The organism is Brevibacterium sp. CFH 10365 (assembly GCF_009299785.1).
GTDB classification, from domain to species: Bacteria; Actinomycetota; Actinomycetes; order Actinomycetales; family Brevibacteriaceae; genus Brevibacterium; species Brevibacterium limosum.
In genome coordinates, this window is sequence record NZ_VIGO01000017.1 from 1 (window position 1) to 18,112 (window position 18,112).

Below are 18,112 nucleotides of genomic sequence, written 5' to 3' on the forward strand. Positions count from 1 at the left end.
GGGGCAACAAGATCCTCAAACGAGCACTGTTCTTGTCCGCGTTCGCTGCGTTGAAGGACCCGTTGTCGAAGGCCTATTACGACAAGAAACGTGCCGAGCATAAGAAACACAATCAAGCACTGATCGCATTAGCCAGAAGGCGCTGCAACGTGCTGTACGCGATGCTTCGCGATGGCGCCTACTTCCACGCACCCGAGCAGGTGACTGCGGCCTGAACCGTCCGTAGCGAAGTACCTGATCAGTCTGGGAGAAGGACCCCGGACCNTCACCCCTTGACTTAAAACATAGGGGCACCCCCTTATCCACGGGGTTGGAGCATGCGGACACCCGAAACAACCGTCCGGAGCCCCGGGAGACGCACGGACCAATCCAGAAAGCAAGAGCGGTTGTCGATCATAGACCTTGGTGACCTGATGGGCGCACTCCCAGCCTGCCGCTCATTGGTAACGGTCGCGCCGGTGCGCCTGCGCGGGCAGGCCGCCGGGTGATGCAAAGGGACCATACACATCACCCGACAGCTGCGGTCTCCGCCTTCGTTCCGCCCCTCCCTCGATCTCGTCTCGGCCCGCACCGAGGCGACAGCATTGATCCGCGCGAGCTGTTCCGATCAGATCCCGGCCCGATCGGCGATCGACCCATCGACGAACTCGGTATAGTTCAAAGGCCCCTCGATGAGGTGGCCCGCGACGATTCCCTGCTGCCACCGTGCATAGGATTCCGGATTGATCCGGGCGGTCTCCCACATGCCCCAGGCTCGCAGCTCATCGACGTGGGCAACGAGATCGGCCGGATTCGCCTTCGGGAACGTTCTTTCGAGGAATCCGGAGATCTCGGAGGCCTCGTGCGCCTTCAACCATTGGGTAGCCCGGTCGAGTGCACGAACGAAACCCACCTTGGCGTCGGCCGAGGGGCCGTTCGCCGGGTCACTGTAGTACACGCTCCAGGGAACGGGACTACCGGACTCTGCAAGGCAAGTGACGATATGCCCGGCCCCTTGACGTTTGAGTCGGGTTGCAGTCACCGGATCGATGAGAAGGTAGTCTCCCATCCCTCCGGTGAAGAGCTCAGCAAGCATCGCTCCGGAGAGATCCTGGACGAAATCCACGGCGTCGACGTCGACTCCGGCCTCACGCATGACGAACTTGAGGAAGATCCCGGGGCTCGAACCGTTGCTGCCGGGCATGAGGACCGTCGTCCCTTCGGTCTTCATGTAGTCGAATTCTTGGTCAGGCACATGGGCCATGAGCACGAGTGGGCAACGGGCGGACACCTGCGCGAAGGGTTCGTAGACGTGCCCGCGGTCGCGGTACATCGAGGGCACCCAGATGCCGCCCAAAGCCGCCTGCGAATCACCGCTGTTGATCTCATCGAGGACGAGTGTCCAGGGATCAGGGACGATCGCATCGACGCTCAACCCCTCCTCCTCGAAGTATCCGAACTCCACCCCGAGGTACTCGGGCAGGTAGTTGACGCTATGACCGGTGGCTGCGATTCGGAATTTCTCCATGGGTGTTTCTCCTTATCTTCTGTGGTGTGGTTGCTGAGTTTGTCCGCGAGGGACTCGTCAGCGATATGGTCCCCGACGGTGGGCCCGTCGGCGGTGAGATCAGTGTTGGTCTTCGGTACGGGGTTCACCGGCCGGGTTGTCCGCCTCCTCATTGAGTTCTTCGAGACTCAGCCCGGCCGTTTCCGGGCCGAACCGGGAGGCCAGCAGGGCGAGGAGATAGAGCGCGCCGACGGTGGCGAAGATAGCCGAAAGTCCCCAGGCGTCGAAGATGAACCCGGCGACGGGCGTCATGATCACGGCTCCGAGTCCGCCGATGGATTTGACGACCCCGGTGCCGAAGCCACGGATACGGGTGGGAAACAATTCGGGAAGCCACGCCCAGACAGTGGTGTTGAGCATGAGGATGAAGAACTGGAACAGCGCACCCAGCCCCAGCACCGCGGGTGTCGTCGTCGCAAAGATGCCGAAGGCGATTGCTGAACAGGCAGCACCGATTGTGCTCAACGCGATCACGGACCTCCGTTTGAACCTCGAACCGATGACTGCGGCAGTGAGCGCGCCGAGGAGGCTGCCGGCCTGCATCACCGCCGTGTAACCGACGCCGGCGACGATGCTGAAGCCTTGAGACACGAGGATCGTGGGCATGAGGGTGAGGATCGAGATCTGCCCGGCCGTGAGCATGAAATAGGTGGTGGAAACCGCGATCGAACGACGGCGCAGTCGGGCGGAGAAGATCTCGGAGATACGCACTTTCTCCGGGCTCAGCCCGATGGCCCCAGGCTTCTCGATGAAGCGCGTCACCGGTATTGACCTGCCCCGTGGAACGAGTCGTCCGTTTTTGAGAATGGTCAGGGTCCGGTTGCATTCGTCTATGCGGCCCTTCGCCAGGAGATAGCGCGGGGTTTCGGGCAGGTAGCGCCGGAAGACGACGATGAGCACGACTGGCAGCACGAGGAACCCGAACAGCCATCTCCAGGTGTTCTCCGAGGAGCCGAGCAGATGAGCGAGGCTTCCGAAGATGAGCATCCCGTAGAGCGGGGCGAGGAAGTTGCCGATGCCACCTCCGGCTACGTTGAGGGTGGAGACTGCGGCGGCACGGAAACGGGTCGGGCTGAACTCGGCGAGCATCGTGATCGCCGTGGCCAGTTCCCCGCCGAGCCCCACACCAACGATTGTGCGGAAGACGAGCAGGAGACCGAAATTCGGTGCCAATGCGCAGAGCAGGGCTCCGCAGGCGTAGACGAGGAGGTTGATGGCGAGGACATTTCTGCGCCCGAAGCGATCGGCCAGCGCTCCGGAGACGATTCCGCCGACGGTCATCGCGAAGAAGGTCGCCGAGTTGAGGAGGCCGATCTGTCCGGCTCCGATGCCCCAGCTCTCCTGCAGCGCAGGACCGACGAGTCCGACAGCGTTCTGTTCGATGACGTCGAAGAAGACACCGAACACGACGAGGAGGAGGATGAGTTTATGGGAGCGTGTGAATCCCATGGTGTCGATGGTGTCCGCGAGTGTGCGGCTGGCGCGAAGCCCTTCGGGCTTGCTTCGGTCGGGTTGTGAGGAGGTGAACGTCATTGTTGCTCTCCGATCTGCAGAGGGTGAAGGAGGCGGCTGTGCCTCTCTCGGGAGGGCTGGGGCGCACATCCGCTGGTCGTGCGCCCCAGCCGGCAGGGCTCGGCGGATGAGCCTCAGTCGGTGATTCGGAAGGTTTCGAGCGGGGTGTGGCAGCTGAGGTTCTCGAACCCGTCCTCGGTGACGAGATAGCAGTCGCCGATGTTCGCACCGGACTTGAGAGGATCGAGCCATTGAGCGTGGAGGACCATCACCATGCCCGGTTCGAGGACATCGGTGTTGTGTGAGGTGACGTTGAACTTGAAAGCGGCGATTCCGTCTTTCCCGATCGAATGGCCGAGGTTCGGGTTGTGCGGACCTGCGACAGGCGGGTAGACGTGCATGAGGCGGCGACCCTGCTGCTCGTAGTCGACGTCCTCAACGTATTCATCGGGGATCCGGCGAGCCGAACCATCGTCCATCGGTGCCCAGTTGTACGGCATCGTCGCCGTCTCGGTGCTCTGCAGGTAACCATGCTCAAGGTAAGTGCCGAAGGCGGCTTCGTGAAGTTCGCTCACCTGCACTCCCGGGGCGATGAGTGCGGATGCACGTTCGACCGCCTCGGTGCACATGGCCAGAGTCTCCTCCTGCACGGAGGCCACCTCCCCCACCGCCATCATGCGCGCCGTCTGAGCGGTGTATCCGTGGTAGGGGATGGCGGAGAAGTAGAAATTCACGAGGTCGCCGTCTCTCAGGTGGTGTCCGTAGGGCTTACCGCAGTGGGTGCCCCACTGGTTGACACCGATCTGATACCCGTCGCCGGATTCCCCGCCTCGAGCCAATTGTGCGAAGGTCACGGCGGCGTAGAGCTCGAAGTCGCTGACACCACGTGCGGCGACGTGGCAGGCGGCCTGGTAGCCGATGTCGATGAGCTGCGCGGAGGTGCGAATCTGGGCCTGTTCCGCCTCGGTCCTCACCCGCTGCATGCGCAGAATGACATCGGTGCAGTCACGGAAGCCCGCCCCTGGCAGGCCCGCACTCAAGCTCGCCCAGAGTCCACCGGAGGAGGCATCGCCGATCGTTCCACATTGCGCGCGTTCGAAGCCGAGGTCCTTGAGCAGACCGATGGTGTCTGCGACGAGTTGCGCACTCGAACGCCCGGGGCGTCCGGCGTATTCGCGGCCGAAGGCGCCGACCTGCCAAATCGCTTCGACGCCGATCGGCTCTCCCGGGGGCGGCAGCAGAACGGATTCCGTGAAGAATGAGAGCAGGTGGATGCCCTGCGCGGGGTCAGTGGGGATGACGAGGACGCCCTCGCGGGGCCAGTCGCAGGCGTAGCGGAGGAAGCCGTTGGTGGTCGTGTATCGTCCGGCTCCGCCGGCGTGGATGAGCACGAGATCGTCACCGGCGACCATTGCCTCACGACGGATGCGGCGCAAACGGTCGGCGAATTCGTCTTCGGCGATCGGTGGAGCCGGTTCGAAGTCGAAGTCGGGTTCGAATCCGGTCAAGAGATTTTCGTAGCGTGCTGAGTTCACCAGCGGGTCCTTCCTAGTCGGGGACTGTCATGTCGTCAATGTTGTTTGTTGGCACGGTAGTTCGTCGTCACTGTCGCTCTTCTCCCTCGCCTGCCGGCGGGGAGCGGAGCTTTGAGAATTGTCAGCTCATGGTTTCTCCTTTCAGCTCGTTGACCTCCTCGAGGGACCGGCCTCGGGTCTCCGGCATCGTGCGGGAAGCGATGAAGGCGATCGCAAGGAATACGGAGATCATCACGAAGATCGGGACGAGTCCTGCCGCGTCGAAGATCGCACCGGCCACGGGCGGCATGATCACTGCCCCGAGCGTGCCCACCGATTTCGCCGCACCGACGCCGAAGGCGCGGATCCGGGTGGGGAACACCTCGGGATACCAGGCGTAGAGGGTGGTGCTGAGCAGGATCATGAAGAACTGCAGGACACTGCCGAAGATGAGGACCAGGGTGAGCGTTCCGAACAGTGTGCCGAAGGCGATCGCGGAGAGTGCCGCTCCGAGAAGGGCGATGCCGATGACCGTCCGTCGATTGACATAGCGGCCGAGCACGGTCGCGGCCACAGCGCCGAGGACACTGCCGGACTGCATGACCGCCGTGTAGCCGATGCTTCCGATGACGGTGTAGCCCTGGTGGACGAGGATGGTGGGCATGAGGACGAGGATCGAGGTCTGGCCGCCGATCTGCGCAAAGGTCATGATCGTCAGGGCGATTGCGCGGGAGCGCCAGGGGCGGGCGAGGAGCTCCGAGAGTCGGATTCGTTCGCGGCGAAGGCTCATGCGCGCGTCCGTGTCGAAGAACTGTTCGGACTCGATCTCCTTGGTGCGGGGAACGAGCCTGCCTTGTTTGAGCAGGGTGAGCGATCGGTTGCATTCGTCGATGCGCCCTCGAGAGAGGAGGAAGCGCGGTGTTTCGGGCATGTAGCGGCGGAACACCGCGACGAGGAGGACTGGGAGGACGAGGAATGCGAACACCCAGCGCCAGCTGTCGGTGCCTGCTGCGATGAGCATCGCCCAGGGTCCGAGCACGAGCATCCCGTAGAGCGGGGCGAGGAGATTGCCCAGTCCCCCTCCCGCGATGTTCATCCCGGCGACCGCGCTGCCTCGGTGCTTCGTCGGACTGTATTCCGACATGATCGTGATCGCGGAGCTCAGCTCCCCGCCGAGGCCGAATCCGACGAGGGCGCGTGCCGCCAGCAGGAGGCCGTAGTTCGGTGCGAGTGCGCAGAGAAGTGCGCCCGCGCCGTAGATGAAGAAGTTGATCGTCAGCATCGTTTTACGCCCGTAGCGGTCAGCGAGGACTCCCGAGAGCAGCCCGCCGATCATCATCGTGAAGAACGTCGTCGAGGTGAGTAGTGCGATCTGGCTGGTGCTGATTCCCCAGTCCTCTTGGAGGACCGGGCCGATGATCCCGATCGTGTCCTGTTCGAGGATGTCGAAGAACACCCCGGAGGTGGTGAGCAGGAAGAGGATCTTGTGGGCCTTGGTGAACTTCATACTGTCCATCACGGAGGCGAGCTTCGCCTCCATGGCCTTCATGGCACCGAGATCTTCCGTACGTGCGTTGTCTACTGATGGCATTGTCGAATGAGCTTTCGTGAGGTGGGTGTGTGTTCCTGTGGTCGGTCATGCAGAGGTGGTGCCGCGCGGGATGCGCAACGGCCAGCTAATCGATCTTCCTGGGCATGTTGCTGCCCGCGGGATCTGGTAATTCGACGCGCGAGAGGGTGCATCTCGCTATCGATAGTCGTGAAGTTTCCGAACCGGTTAGTGGGGCGCAGGAGCGCGGGGTGCACGATTACGGCTGTCGAGTAACGTGCCCGCTGCGGCGCTGCAGCAGAATCGCAGCCGAGTCTTTTCAATCTTGGAACTTCTGAATGTTTGCGCGACCGTCCGCGGTTTCCTCCCCGTGGTGACGGGCAAGGGGCTTCGTGCCGGTGAAACAGGCAGGGCGCTCGGTAGAACTCCCGTTCTCATCCATCGCAACGGTGTGACGGATCTTCTAAGCGCGATCAGGCTGAAGCAACTCACGGGGAGGGCTCTGTCTACGCGGCCCTGCACGCAAGGCATCTATCTCTTTGTCTCCCGCTACCGGATCGTCCGATGGGCCTGCGCTTTTGGACCTCTAAGAAGTCTGAGGGTCGGACGTGACTTGCGAAAGCTCCGGCTCGAGAGTCGGCATTCGCCGAAGTCCTGGAGTTCCGAACGAGGGCGACGAAGAATCAATTAGAGTTCGCCGGACCTTTGTCAGGCGCCCTAGTCCGGTTTTGGCGAAGCCCTAGAGATGCGCACCGTCCAGATGATCGAAGCCGATGGCACATGAACGCGCGGCGGGTCTCTACTCTTGCAAATCAGACTACAGACAAGCATCTTCGGTCATCCTCCATTGGTGATCCAGCGCTCTCAGATTACCAATTATTATTGGTCTTGCCAAGTTTTATTGGCTCCAGAATGGAGAAATGACCGACAAGCCCGCGAGCAGCCCAGAATGGGCAGAGTTCGCGCGTCAGCTCGGTATCAATCTGCGCAGGGCAAGGGCCGCGATAGATCTCACCCAAGAAGAGACCGCTGCGATAGCTGGCATCTCGCTCTACGCGTATCAGCAGTATGAGCGAGGCCGCACGATGAGCGGCCAAGGATCCGCAACCAATCCTCGGCTCGCGACGATTCTGGCCATTAGTCAGTCACTCAGGACGAACCTTCAGGACCTCCTCCCAGAGCCTCCCGATCTCACCGTTCGTTGAACCCTTAGCCAGCAGTCTGGCCTCTTCGCCGCAAGCGAGAGTAACCAACGACCCAGAGACATTTTGGCTCTCGATAAAGCTCAGGTTCGATATGTCGCCGTACCGCTTCTGGCGGCTCAGGCAGCTTGGCGAACTTGGGGGGTTACAGAGTTGATTGTCGAGGGCGAACCATTGTGGTTGAAGGATTCAGCTTTCGGTGAGAACTAGGCAGAAGAGCTATGGATAATGAACACCGAAGCAGTCTCTTCGATGAAACCGGTGCACGTGCCGATCCCGCCCGCGGTTACTATTGGGACCATCACCGTGTGACCAGACAGAGGAAGTGGGACTGCCATGGCCAAGCTGACGAAGATGGTCTCTGCCATCGGTTCTCTCAAGGACCTCAATTCCGCCCGCGCCGAGTTCGATGACGCTTCGAAGACCATTCCCGCCGAGGCGGCCTTCCCACCCGCAGACATCCGCCCTGCCGCTGGTGACGCCCGTACGCTGATGCTGCGGGTGACGAATCCCGGACACCTCGCCGAGGTGGCTCCACAGTCATCGAGTCAAGGTGACACTTTCGCGGTCATCCACGTTCCCGCCGCCGGCGATTTCGCTGCCGTGCTCGTGTTCAATCCGTCGACACAGATCGAGTCGGGTCAGGCGTTCGGCACGATCGCCGACGAGGGCGGATGGCCAGTCGTCGTCGCCATGGCCGAGGAGTTCCTCGGCATCCGCATCGATCACATCGCACAGCTGGAATCAGACGCGCTCGGCCGCGTCATCGACGAGCTCAGCGGTCTTCAGGTCTACAGCCGCGCTGCGTTCAACGCCGGCGGCACCGACTTCGTGGAGGGGACGAACAACCTCGACGGAACGACGTCGGCGATCTTCACCGCAGCCGACCCGGTCGATGATGCCGGCCAGACGCGAACCCGCAATCAGCGTGCGGTCTTGCGTGCGCTAGTCCAAGCACTCAAATCAGGCGGGCTGGTGAAAGACCCGAATAAGGGCGCGGCCGTGCTCGGACATTTCGCTTCGGGGATTCAGCACAACGCCGAGCTGACCACGGTCGAACTCGGCAAGATCGCCAATAGTCTCCGCACCCTGCAGGCGGATGACATCGCGGTGGTCACTGTGCCGACGAACTCTCGTCGCGAGGAAGACGGCACGGTCATCATCGACTTCGATCCCGAAGCGATGCCTGCCCTCAAGAGCTCTCTCGCCGGCAACGACCTCGCAGGTTTCTTCCGCCACCTCGTGTCGCTGGGGTACTGAGGCCGGCGAAGGCAAGCACCTCCGCTCTTTCACTTGACGTTTGTCCTAGACGTGCCTCTGTTTTCCACCAATTCGAGAATGCTTTGCACTATCGATCGGTAGTCCTCATCCCGGTAATGAAACGGCTGCGGACCCCATTTGTGATCTCTGCTTATCCGGACTTGGCTGCTCGTCCTAGTGACTGTTGAAGCCACCATAGACTGAGCAAATCTGCGGTAGCGGACGTAGTCTGCGTTGGCGGCAGCCGCCCTGTCCGCATACTCTTCTGCTTCAGTCGGACGAACGTTTCGCAGGCTTGCCAATGCTTCGGCAATCCCTTGCCCACGTGTCAGCCTGCGACTTGCTTCGCGGCTGCCGCGTTGCATTCGTCGCCAGCTGCGACCTAATTTCGCGAAACTATCGCTCTGAGGATGCTGAGCCCCGTCGACGGCCCCTGCCCACTCGATGTCGAGGAGGATGGTCTTCTCCCACAGTCCTGCCGCTTTGAGCCCTTTGATGAGTGTCGCGAAGCCAGCTTTCCAAAGAGAAAAGTGCTCATCCATGCCGAATTCGATCAATCGAGCTCCTTCGCGACGTGCTGCGCGGGCGGCGCCACAGGATTCGACCTCAATCGAATTCGTCATTGTGGAGCTATCAGGAAACTTCCAGAATCCCCGTCGTTCATCGACCAAGTCGATAAGAACAGCGTCGAGGTCCTTCGAGTTTTTGACGATTCGTTCGAAACCTATGCCCTCTAGGTCACTGGTGACCATTCGCTGTTGGAAGGCTGAACTCAGTGCGCTGAAGTCGATTCTGTCTGCACCATGCGGAGATTCCAAGCTCGTCACCGAATGTCTGGCCACATAGGCTACGACCTCAGCTTCCGGCATGAACTCAGCAGTATCACGGCTCACGCAGGAACCGAAGATTGCGATCTTCATCGGTTCGAATCCTGGTGGACGGCAGACGCATCTTCTTCCTGCCGCAAGCGCTGTCGCTCATCATATCGTTCATCGGCGAGTTTTCGAGCGCGAGAGGCAAGTCTCCGGCCTGTGAAGTCGTCCGCGGCGGCGACCGACGAAGCACGGTCATTCGGGTTGGCCGCTCGCAAAACGACCCGTGTCTTGCTGGGATTCAGTCGCAACGGTGGGGCATCGGTGATTCGTGGTGCGCTCACTGCCTGTGAGGCAGGTTTGGGCAGTGTCGGGAATTTGGCCTTCGGCATCTCGGCATCGAAGGATTTCGGCCAGAACTGTTCTTCGGCGGCAGCCAACATCGGAGTCGGTGTCTCTTCGACTTCTTCGACCGTGTGTTGTCTCTTCACATGCCGTGCCGCGGCGGCCTTTTTCTTGGACGGGCGCGCCGCATGGCGCGGGATAGGGTTCTGGATGAGTTCGGGTTCGAGGATATTGATCTCCTCTTTGACCGCATTGCTCACCACATCGGCGAGGAGTTTGTCAGCGATATCTTCTTTACCCTTCGCCACATTCCACGCCCACCACCGGTATTTCTCGGCGACCGCCTCGGCAGGGCCGTTCATGAGGATCTCGCCTCGGTGCATCCACACTGCGCGGGTGCACAGTTCCTGAATCACTTTGGCTGCGTGGTTGACCAGCAGAACCGTTCCTGCTTCGGCGAGCAGCTCATCCATCGCACGTTCACTGCGTTCGGCAAAGGTTGCGTCACCAGTCGACAATGCCTCATCGATGAGCAGAATCTTCGGTCGTGCAGCCAAGGCGATGGCAAATCGAAGTCTGGCCCCCATACCCGAGGAATAGGTTCCCATCGGCCGGTGGATAGCCGAGCCCAATGCCGAAAGTTCGACGACATAGTCAAACGCTTCGGCCGCCTCCTCGGGAGACAATCCCATCGCCAGACAGCCGAGGCGCACGTTCTCGCTTCCGGACAGCGCTGGCTGCAGAGCAGCGCTGACACCGAGCAGAAGTGGCTGATAGCGGACGAGGATGCGTCCTCGATCCGGCTGCTCGACCCCAGCGACATTGCGCAGGAAAGTAGATTTTCCGGAGCCGTTAGCCCCGACAATGCCCACCATCTCTCCTTCGCGGGCAACGAAGTTGACCCCACGCAGCGCACGAACCGTGGTCTGGCCCTGACGGCCAGCGACCGCGTTCGTCAAGCGTCGGATTCCTTTCGCCTTATAGCCTGGATCGTTGGTGTTGACGGTGTAACGAACCTGAACATTCTCAGCAATGATGTTCGGATCCTGCAGCTCAGAGTCGTCCATAGTTCTCCTCCCCTCTCCAGAAGAACAGGAATCCGAAGATGAGCAGTCCGAACGCCCAGACTGTGCCGACGATCCACATCTTCGGATCAGAATCGACTCCGTAGAGCAGCGAGTTGCGCACCAGTGTCAGATAAGCGTGCATCGGGTTGTACTGCATCGCTTCCAAGAGAGCCGGATGCTTTCCCAATCGATCTTCGATGGAGAAGAACACACCCGAGCCGTAGAGCCAGAATCGGCTGACAATCGACATGAAGTTCGTGAGGTCGGGAATTTTGTGACCGAGGCGCGCCAGAAAACAGGCGAGACCGACGTTGAAGATCGTCTGTAGGACGATCACGGGGATCACGAGAAGGATTCGCCACGTGATCACTTCCAGCGGTGGGACAACTGCGAGGACAATCACCATAACGAGCAGGGTCGGCATAAAATCAAGGAAATTGCGGACCACAGTTGAGATCGGAAGTGCGGCGCGCGGGAATTGGAATCCTTTGATCATCGACGCGCCAGAGCGAATCGCCCCGGTTCCGCCGTTCATGCACTTACCTGTGTAGCCGAAGAAGAAAACTCCGACGACTAGGAACCCGAGGAAGTTCGGAACGCCTCGAGACGTCTGCAGGATGAATCCGAAGATGAACCAGAAGGCCAGCACTGAAAGCAGCGGGTTGAGGAACAGCCAGCCGTAGCCGAGCAGGTTCTTCCTCGTCGAGCTCGACATCTTGGCGCGGGACTCGGCGATGATAAAGTGCCGGCGGTTCCACAGCGCGGCGAGGTAGCTGCTCAGACTCGTCCGTCGTCCGACGGGTACGAGGCCTTCACTCGACACTGACGGGATCGAACTCAGCCCTAGGGGATTCTTCGTCTCACTCATCGCGCGTCACTCCCAATGAGTTGAGAATAGACCTGCCCATATCGTCGTCCGATTTCCTTCCACCTGCGCGTTGCGAGAACGTGTGCACGTCCATTGTCTCCGAATCTTGCCCTCGCTGTGTCATCGCCAGCGAGCTCGGACAGCCGTTCCGCGAGTTTCTGCGGGTCCGCCGGCGGCGACCACAAGCCTGCACTGCCCGGGACCAGTTCACGCAGTGCTGGCAGGTCGGAGATGACAACAGGCTTCGCAAGCCCCATCGCCTCGATCGGTTTGATCGGAGTGACCAAGCGGCAGACCGGTTCGTCCTTGCGCGGCACGACGATAGTGTCAAGAGCGAGTTGGTAGTTAATTGCCTGCGTTGGGGAGACCCGCCCGGTGAAGATCGCGTTCTCTCCCAGGACCGCGGCGCGTTCCCGCAGTTCCGGAAGGGCGACGCCGTCGCCCGCGATTAGCAGCCGCAGGTCCGTGCCCTGGCGGCGGGCGAGGATGACGGAGTCGACGAGGTCGTCGAGCCCTTCATATCCGACGATGGACGCCGCTGTTCCGACCCAGATTCCGCCTTCGGGCAGGCCGAGGCTCTTTCTCACATCGGTCGGAGCTCGCGTGACATCGGCGTCGACGACGGCCTCAGACACCGAGTTCGGAATGAGGGTGATGGATTCTGCCGGCACTCCCCCGCCGATGAGATGCTCACGCATCGTCTCGCCCAAGGTGATGACGGCGTCAGCCGCCGAGGCGACTTCAATTTCCTTGGCCCGCATGAGTGCGAAGCGCTGGCTGTTCCTACGTGCGGAGCGCTCTTCCGAGCTGCTTCCTGCAGCCGCCCATGTCTCTTCCAAGACACCGCGGACTTCGTAGACCCACGGCAGGCCCGCCGCCGCCGCGGCCGCGCCAGTAGCCAGGCCGTTGACGTAGTGCGTTGTCGTGTGAAGGATCTGAGCTCCACGTTGATGCGCTTCAGAGGCGATGTGATTCGCCTGCTCACTCAGCCGTTCGGATGGCGTGGGACACGGTCTCAGCGGCACGTCACGGATGTACTCGACACCGTCGACGACCTCGACCGGTCCCCGACTCAGTCGTCCGACGGTCACGGGATACGACGGGCGTGTGACCGCAGCCGATTGATGGCCCGCTTCCTGCAGAGTAGTGAGGATGGCATGTGAGCGGTACGCGTAACCGGAGCGGGTATGCGGCAAGGAGTTCGTCAGCACATGCAGAGCCGCCGGATGTTGACCTCGGTCATGTTTCGCATTGCCGCGTGCCCGACGAGCCGTGATGTGGCTCGAAACCTCCGGCCACCATTCAGGCTGAAGACACTGTCGCTCATCGATCAGTCGTGTCCGGCGTGCGCCGTCAGGCAGAACTGCGATGGCTTCGTCGATGTGCCCCTTGGTCCACTCGATACGTGATCTCAGCGAGTGAGCTCCGGGAACAGCGGTTGCGATCGACTCGGCTTCGTCGAGCAGCCCGAGATTCAGTGCGATTTCACCGAGCAGATGTGAGGACGCGGAGGCACCGGAGACCAGTGACTTCGCTGTCGTCTCTTCTCCGAGAAGCCACGCAGAGGCCGCCCGACTGGCGTCCCCCGGCAGGTATCCGAGTGCGTGCCCGACGAAGCGCGAAGCCGGGCCGGGCAGGCGGCGTGCCAGCTGCATGCCGAAGAACACGCGGTCGTCGTTGATATGACCGGCCGTGGTCACGACCACGTTTGTGAGCTGCCGGGCGAGGAAGCGCAGGTTCACGAGACCACCTGCCTGAGGACATGTTCGTAGGTGTACCCCATTGCGGCTGCCGAAGCGTGGCGAATCACCCAGTCGCGCGGATTCTGGCCCGCGGGCGGATTCGCTCCGAATTCTTCACCGGCTTCGACTCGTGCTCTCATCCGCTCCATCGCCGCTGCTACCGAATCCATGTCGCCTGGAGTCGCAACCTCTCCTGCCGCGGTGTGCGTGATGATGTCGGCGGCCTCGCCGGCGACTACGCCGAGGACTGGAATTCGACGGGCCATCAGAGAATAGAGCTTCGACGGCACTGTCCATTCATAGGATTCGAGTGAGCTCAGGCTGACGAGCCCGGCGTCTGCCCATTCCCAGTGAGCGGCGAGTTCGGCACCTGAAGTCTGGGGATGGAATTCGACCGGCGCCCCATGCGCAGCCGCTACGGCTTTGAGTTCGGCGGTGTCGACCCCGCCGCCGACAATGCGCAGTCGCACACCGTCGGTGAGAGCCAAAGCACGGATCGAGGTTGCGAGATCCTGGGAACGCCCGACTGTGCCCACATACAGTAAGTTGAGCCCACCGTGTTCGGGAGCCGTCCTGCGGCTGCCCTTGTCCTCGACTGCACCGGCCTCTTCGGCGGGAGGGATGAGTGGAATCGCCCCCGTGGCAGTCAGCCCGGACGCGCCCTCCAGCTCTGCCGGTGAGACTCCGCTGCGGACGACCTCGGCGGTGACCCCACGCTGTTCCAAGCGACGTTTGAAACCCTCCGTCGTGACGACGACGACCGCTGCACGCCGTTGAGCACGAGTGAGCAGGTCCGGCAGGAGGCGATGTTCGAGGCTCTTTGCCAGCTTCCCGGGAAGATATTTCCCAACAGCACCCGTGACCAGGTTCATCTCCGAGATGAGGTCCGGCCACGCGTCGCGCACCTCAGCGATATGCGGCACGCGCAAGAGTCGCGACAGGGTGTCACCGGCCAGCAGAAAAGGCAGCGCCGGAGTCGTGGAGACGATGACGTCGGGGCGCATTCTGCCCCGCAGCCGGTCGATGACTGCCGACATCGCGCCCGTCGCAGACACCGTCTGGTCGAGCAGCTGACGGGCAATGGACGATCCGCTGTGCAGGTATGGCACGCGGAGGATCCGTTCGCCGTCCACACCTGTGTCCCACGTGCCGCCGAGGCGCACGTCGACTCGGCGGCGTCCCCGTCCGACCTTAGATCCGAAGAATCCGTTCCGGTCGGAATACGGATAATGCGGGTGCGGTGCCACCGTGATGACCTCGTGCCCGACAGCTCGCAGGTGGTCGACGAGGATTCGCCACCGTCGCTGCGGTGCACCGACCTCGGGATAGTAGTAATGGCTGAGCAGAACGATTCTCATGCGGTCACCGCCTCCGTACGGGCACGACGGTTCAACCACACAGGCAACAGCGCGTAGAGGGCGAGCAATCCGACCCAGAACACATGGGCAGGGTAGGTCGTTGCCGTATTTCCGCTGATGAGGGTCGGAACGGCCATGATGCAGGCAAGGACACTCAATGCGGCGTGGAAGAGTGAGACGGAGCTGTGTGGCCAGCCCGCCTGCTGGATCCGCTGGTAGATATGTTCACGGTGAGGCAAGAGGATATTCTCTCCTCTGAACAGGCGCAGGACCAAAGTGAGTCCGACGTCGAAGAACACGAAGATCATCGGTGCGATGATGACAACGATCGGTACGCCTTGGACGAACAGCCAGACCGCGAGAGCGAAAACGGCCGCTCCGATTCCATAGCTTCCTGTGTCCCCGAGGAACGCTTTGGCCCGACCGAGGTTGAACGGGAGGAACCCGACAGCAGCACCGGCCAGCGCCAGAGCAAGCAGAGCGATATCGTTCTCGCCCACCCAGGAACTGACGAAGGCGAACCATCCTGCGGTGACGATGGTCCACTCGGTGACATAGCCGTTGAGTCCGTCGACGAAGTTCACGGCGTTGACGGTGGTCACTCCGAGGACCGCGAAGGCGATGACGTGGGCAATTCCCTGTGTTGAGAACATCGCGATGATCGCGCTGAACAGCAGCGCCAGGATGACCTGCCCGATGAGTCGGCCGGCGGGGCGCAGGGAGTCGAGATCGTCGCTCATTCCGATGGCCGAATAGCACCAGGTCAGCACCAGGAAACCGATGGGCAGGAGGGTGCCGCCGAGCCCGAACACCCCGTCTTCGCTGACGCTCCAGACCATGGCGAGAATTGTGGCTACCGTGATCCCGCAGCCGATGGCGATTCCTCCGCCGCGCACGGTCGACAGAGTATGCGACGAGCGATGAGAGGGGACATCGACGACCCCAGCTCGACGCAGCAGCGGAAAGGCGATGAGGGCGCTGAGCGCCGTGACCACAGCGGCCACAACGAGGATCACCAGCGACTGCAGACCCATCAGAGGCCGGCTCCGGTGTCATGCGAATCTGTTGCTCCGGGTTCAGGGAGCCCTGATGTCGTCGGGGCCGGATCGATGGCAACCATAGCGTCATCGGTGGCCGGGATCTCCTCGGAATCGAGGAGGCCCGTCAGGTGCCCCTCGAGACTCGGTCGGTGAGTGAAGACCTGAGGGTCACGGGATTCGTCGACCAAGGCTCCGAGCTTCTCCAGGTCGATCGGGGTGATCGGCACCTGAGTGATCAGCGGATGATTGGGTCGGCTGTCGACCTCACCCGGCGACAGAAGTGCTTCAGTGAGCTTCTCCCCGGGCCGCAGACCTGTGTAGACGATCTGCGCATCGCTGCGGCCCGACAGCGCGATCACACGTTTGGCGAGGTCATCGATGCGGATCGGCTCGCCCATGTCGAGGACCAAGGTCTCACCGGGGCCACCGATCGCCGCCGCCTGCAAAACGAGTTCACACGCCTCATCGGCGGTCATGAAATACCGAGTGACTTCGGGATCGGTGACCGTGACGGGGTCGCCCGCCGCCACCTGAGCCACGAAAGTCTCGAGCACGGAGCCCCGCGAACCGAGCACGTTGCCGAAACGCACCGACATGTAACGCCGCCCGGTTGCCGCGGCCACGGAGGCAATCGCCCGTTCGATGGAGAATTTCGTTCGCCCCAGCACCGAGGTCGCCCCGGCGGCTTTGTCGGTGGAGATGTGGACGAAAGCATCGACGTCGTTAGCTACGGCGGCGTTGAGCAGATCGAGGCTGGCGCCGACATTGGTGCGCACAGCCTGCTCAGGGAAGCGCTCGAGGAAGGTCAGATGTTTGAGCGCTGCGGCGTGGAAGATGATGTCGGGCTTCGCCTCGGCGACGAGGGCATCGATGAATGCCGGATCTCGCAGGTCCCCGAGGACGAGATCGTCACTGGTCAGCAGTGCTGAACCTTCGAGACCGAGCTCGGTGGCGTGCAAGCCGGATTCGTCTCGGTCGGTCATGATAAGTCGGGCCGGGTCGAAGCGTGAGACCTGACGGCACAGCTGTGAGCCGATGGAACCGCCCGCCCCGGTGACGAGGACGACCCTGCCGGTGATCGCCGAGGCGATGTCGTCGATATTGGTCGAGATCGGTTGGCGTCCGATGAGGTCTTCGAGGCTGACATCCCGGAAGCTGCGATGCCGCAGAGCGGCGACATCATGGGCGTCCGGCTCCGGACGTGCCAATGCGGAGTCCGACAGCTTCGGCATGATCTTGATCTCGACCGGCCGGGATTCGAGATTCGATGCGATCCGGGAGAGCTCGTCAGGCGGCAGGTCAGCAATGGCGATGATGACGACCCCGGCACCTGTGCGGTCGACATGGGTCGCGATGTCGGCGATCGGCCCAAGCACTCTGGTCCCGTTGTAGCGCAGGTGTCGTTTGGCCGGATCGTCATCGAGGATCCCGACGGCGACGTATTCGCTCATCGAATCCTGGGCGATCATGTCGAGAGCGAGCATCCCCTGGTTTCCGGCACCGACGACGAGGGTAGGGCGCGATGCGCCGGAGGCTGTGAGGCTGCGCTGCCGCAAGTTGCGACGCACCCAGTTCTCGAGGCTCTTGACGACTACCATGAGCGCACCCGCGGCGATCGGCACACTGGTGGGAATGAGCAGTCTGCTGGCGAAGGCGAACTCGACGACCCACATGATCCCGACACCCAGGGCGACGGTGCCGACGATCGCAGCGAACTGGTCGGTCGAACCGCGACGGTACCGTCCCCGGTAGATCGCCACCGGCCCTCCGATGAGGAATACGACCATGGCGATCGCCGAACAGACGAACATACCCAGGGCATTGACGAGATGAGTGTGGAAGTCGTAGCGCACAAGCGTCATCGCCACGACGAGGAACGCGAAGACGAGACCATCGATGAGTGACAGCGCCATCGCTCTGCCGTGCCGCCTCATTGGGGTCTGTGAGGGAATGGGCCCAGAATTGCTTCCCACTGTCCTCTTTTCGTCCGACTTTCACGTGCCTGAGCAGTCACACCTCAGGCTTAACTCGTCAATTGTACTATCTGCCACGCCCGCTACCGCTCACCAGCGAACAACCAATTCCCGGGCTCCACAACCGCTAATCAATCGTTAGATAAATTGCGTACGTCAATGCCATTCGCGGTAGCGGTCCGGAGTCACCAAGCCGTCTTAATGCAGTGGCCCAAAAATACATACATCACCGCAATTAGTTATTCACAGTATGTTCATCATTGCAGAGCGGTTGTTGCCCGATGCCCCTTCGGCCCTAACCTCGATTTTTCACGGTGTGGCTCA

13 protein-coding genes and 1 pseudogene are annotated in these 18,112 nt (G+C 61.7%); 3 read left to right on the forward strand and 11 right to left on the reverse strand.

Going from position 1 to position 18,112, the window contains the following annotated elements; translation table 11 throughout:
* Positions 1-215, forward strand: a pseudogene (locus FHG09_RS19555) (IS110 family transposase); the annotation flags it as partial.
* A 392-nt stretch (positions 216-607) separates the two neighbouring features.
* Here the strand turns inward: FHG09_RS19555 and FHG09_RS19560 are convergent.
* The 4 genes from FHG09_RS19560 to FHG09_RS19575 all read right to left on the reverse strand — a co-directional run bounded on the left by FHG09_RS19560 (position 608) and on the right by FHG09_RS19575 (position 6,163).
* Positions 608-1,507 (reverse strand): ABC transporter substrate-binding protein, encoded by a 900-nt coding sequence (locus tag FHG09_RS19560; protein ID WP_152349318.1) that lies wholly within the window; start codon positions 1,505-1,507, stop codon positions 608-610.
* 99 nt (positions 1,508-1,606) lie between these two features.
* Entirely contained in the window at positions 1,607-2,995 is a 1,389-nt protein-coding gene (locus FHG09_RS19565) for an MFS transporter (protein ID WP_193627458.1), read from the reverse strand.
* A 197-nt stretch (positions 2,996-3,192) separates the two neighbouring features.
* Entirely contained in the window at positions 3,193-4,593 is a 1,401-nt protein-coding gene (locus FHG09_RS19570; RefSeq protein ID WP_227492898.1) for a M24 family metallopeptidase, read from the reverse strand.
* A gap of 121 nt (positions 4,594-4,714) precedes the next feature.
* Positions 4,715-6,163 (reverse strand): MFS transporter, encoded by a 1,449-nt coding sequence (locus FHG09_RS19575; RefSeq protein WP_152349321.1) that lies wholly within the window; start codon positions 6,161-6,163, stop codon positions 4,715-4,717.
* An 878-nt stretch (positions 6,164-7,041) separates the two neighbouring features.
* Between FHG09_RS19575 and FHG09_RS19580 the strand changes: the two genes are divergently transcribed.
* Both FHG09_RS19580 and FHG09_RS19585 read left to right on the forward strand, forming a co-directional pair.
* Positions 7,042-7,326, forward strand: coding sequence for a helix-turn-helix domain-containing protein (locus FHG09_RS19580; protein ID WP_152349322.1), 285 nt, complete (start codon positions 7,042-7,044; stop codon positions 7,324-7,326).
* 333 nt (positions 7,327-7,659) lie between these two features.
* A complete protein-coding gene (locus tag FHG09_RS19585) occupies positions 7,660-8,583 on the forward strand; it encodes an LCP family protein (protein WP_152349323.1) in 924 nt (307 codons plus the stop codon).
* A gap of 29 nt (positions 8,584-8,612) precedes the next feature.
* Here the strand turns inward: FHG09_RS19585 and FHG09_RS19590 are convergent, their stop codons facing one another.
* Genes FHG09_RS19590 through FHG09_RS19620 form a run of 7 tightly spaced genes read right to left on the reverse strand, consistent with a single transcriptional unit; the run spans position 8,613 to position 17,728 of the window.
* Positions 8,613-9,503 carry a DUF6270 domain-containing protein gene (locus tag FHG09_RS19590; RefSeq protein WP_152349324.1) on the reverse strand — a complete coding sequence of 297 codons (891 nt, stop codon included), beginning with the start codon at positions 9,501-9,503 and terminating at the stop codon, positions 8,613-8,615.
* Positions 9,500-10,807, reverse strand: coding sequence for an ABC transporter ATP-binding protein (locus tag FHG09_RS19595; RefSeq protein WP_152349325.1), 1,308 nt, complete (start codon positions 10,805-10,807; stop codon positions 9,500-9,502). Before FHG09_RS19595 ends, FHG09_RS19590 begins: the two co-directional genes overlap by 4 nt.
* Positions 10,794-11,630 carry an ABC transporter permease gene (locus tag FHG09_RS19600; protein ID WP_193627459.1) on the reverse strand — a complete coding sequence of 279 codons (837 nt, stop codon included), beginning with the start codon at positions 11,628-11,630 and terminating at the stop codon, positions 10,794-10,796. Before FHG09_RS19600 ends, FHG09_RS19595 begins: the two co-directional genes overlap by 14 nt.
* A 41-nt stretch (positions 11,631-11,671) precedes the next feature.
* On the reverse strand, positions 11,672-13,417 hold the full coding sequence (locus tag FHG09_RS19605) for a glycosyltransferase family 4 protein (protein WP_152349327.1): 1,746 nt from the start codon (positions 13,415-13,417) through the stop codon (positions 11,672-11,674).
* Positions 13,414-14,775 (reverse strand): glycosyltransferase family 4 protein, encoded by a 1,362-nt coding sequence (locus tag FHG09_RS19610; RefSeq protein WP_152349328.1) that lies wholly within the window; start codon positions 14,773-14,775, stop codon positions 13,414-13,416. Before FHG09_RS19610 ends, FHG09_RS19605 begins: the two co-directional genes overlap by 4 nt.
* On the reverse strand, positions 14,772-15,809 hold the full coding sequence (locus FHG09_RS19615) for an MraY family glycosyltransferase (protein ID WP_152349329.1): 1,038 nt from the start codon (positions 15,807-15,809) through the stop codon (positions 14,772-14,774). Before FHG09_RS19615 ends, FHG09_RS19610 begins: the two co-directional genes overlap by 4 nt.
* Complete coding sequence (locus tag FHG09_RS19620; protein ID WP_193627460.1) at positions 15,809-17,728, reverse strand: polysaccharide biosynthesis protein; 1,920 nt, start codon at positions 17,726-17,728, stop codon at positions 15,809-15,811. Before FHG09_RS19620 ends, FHG09_RS19615 begins: the two co-directional genes overlap by 1 nt.
* Positions 17,729-18,112 lie beyond the last annotated feature (384 nt).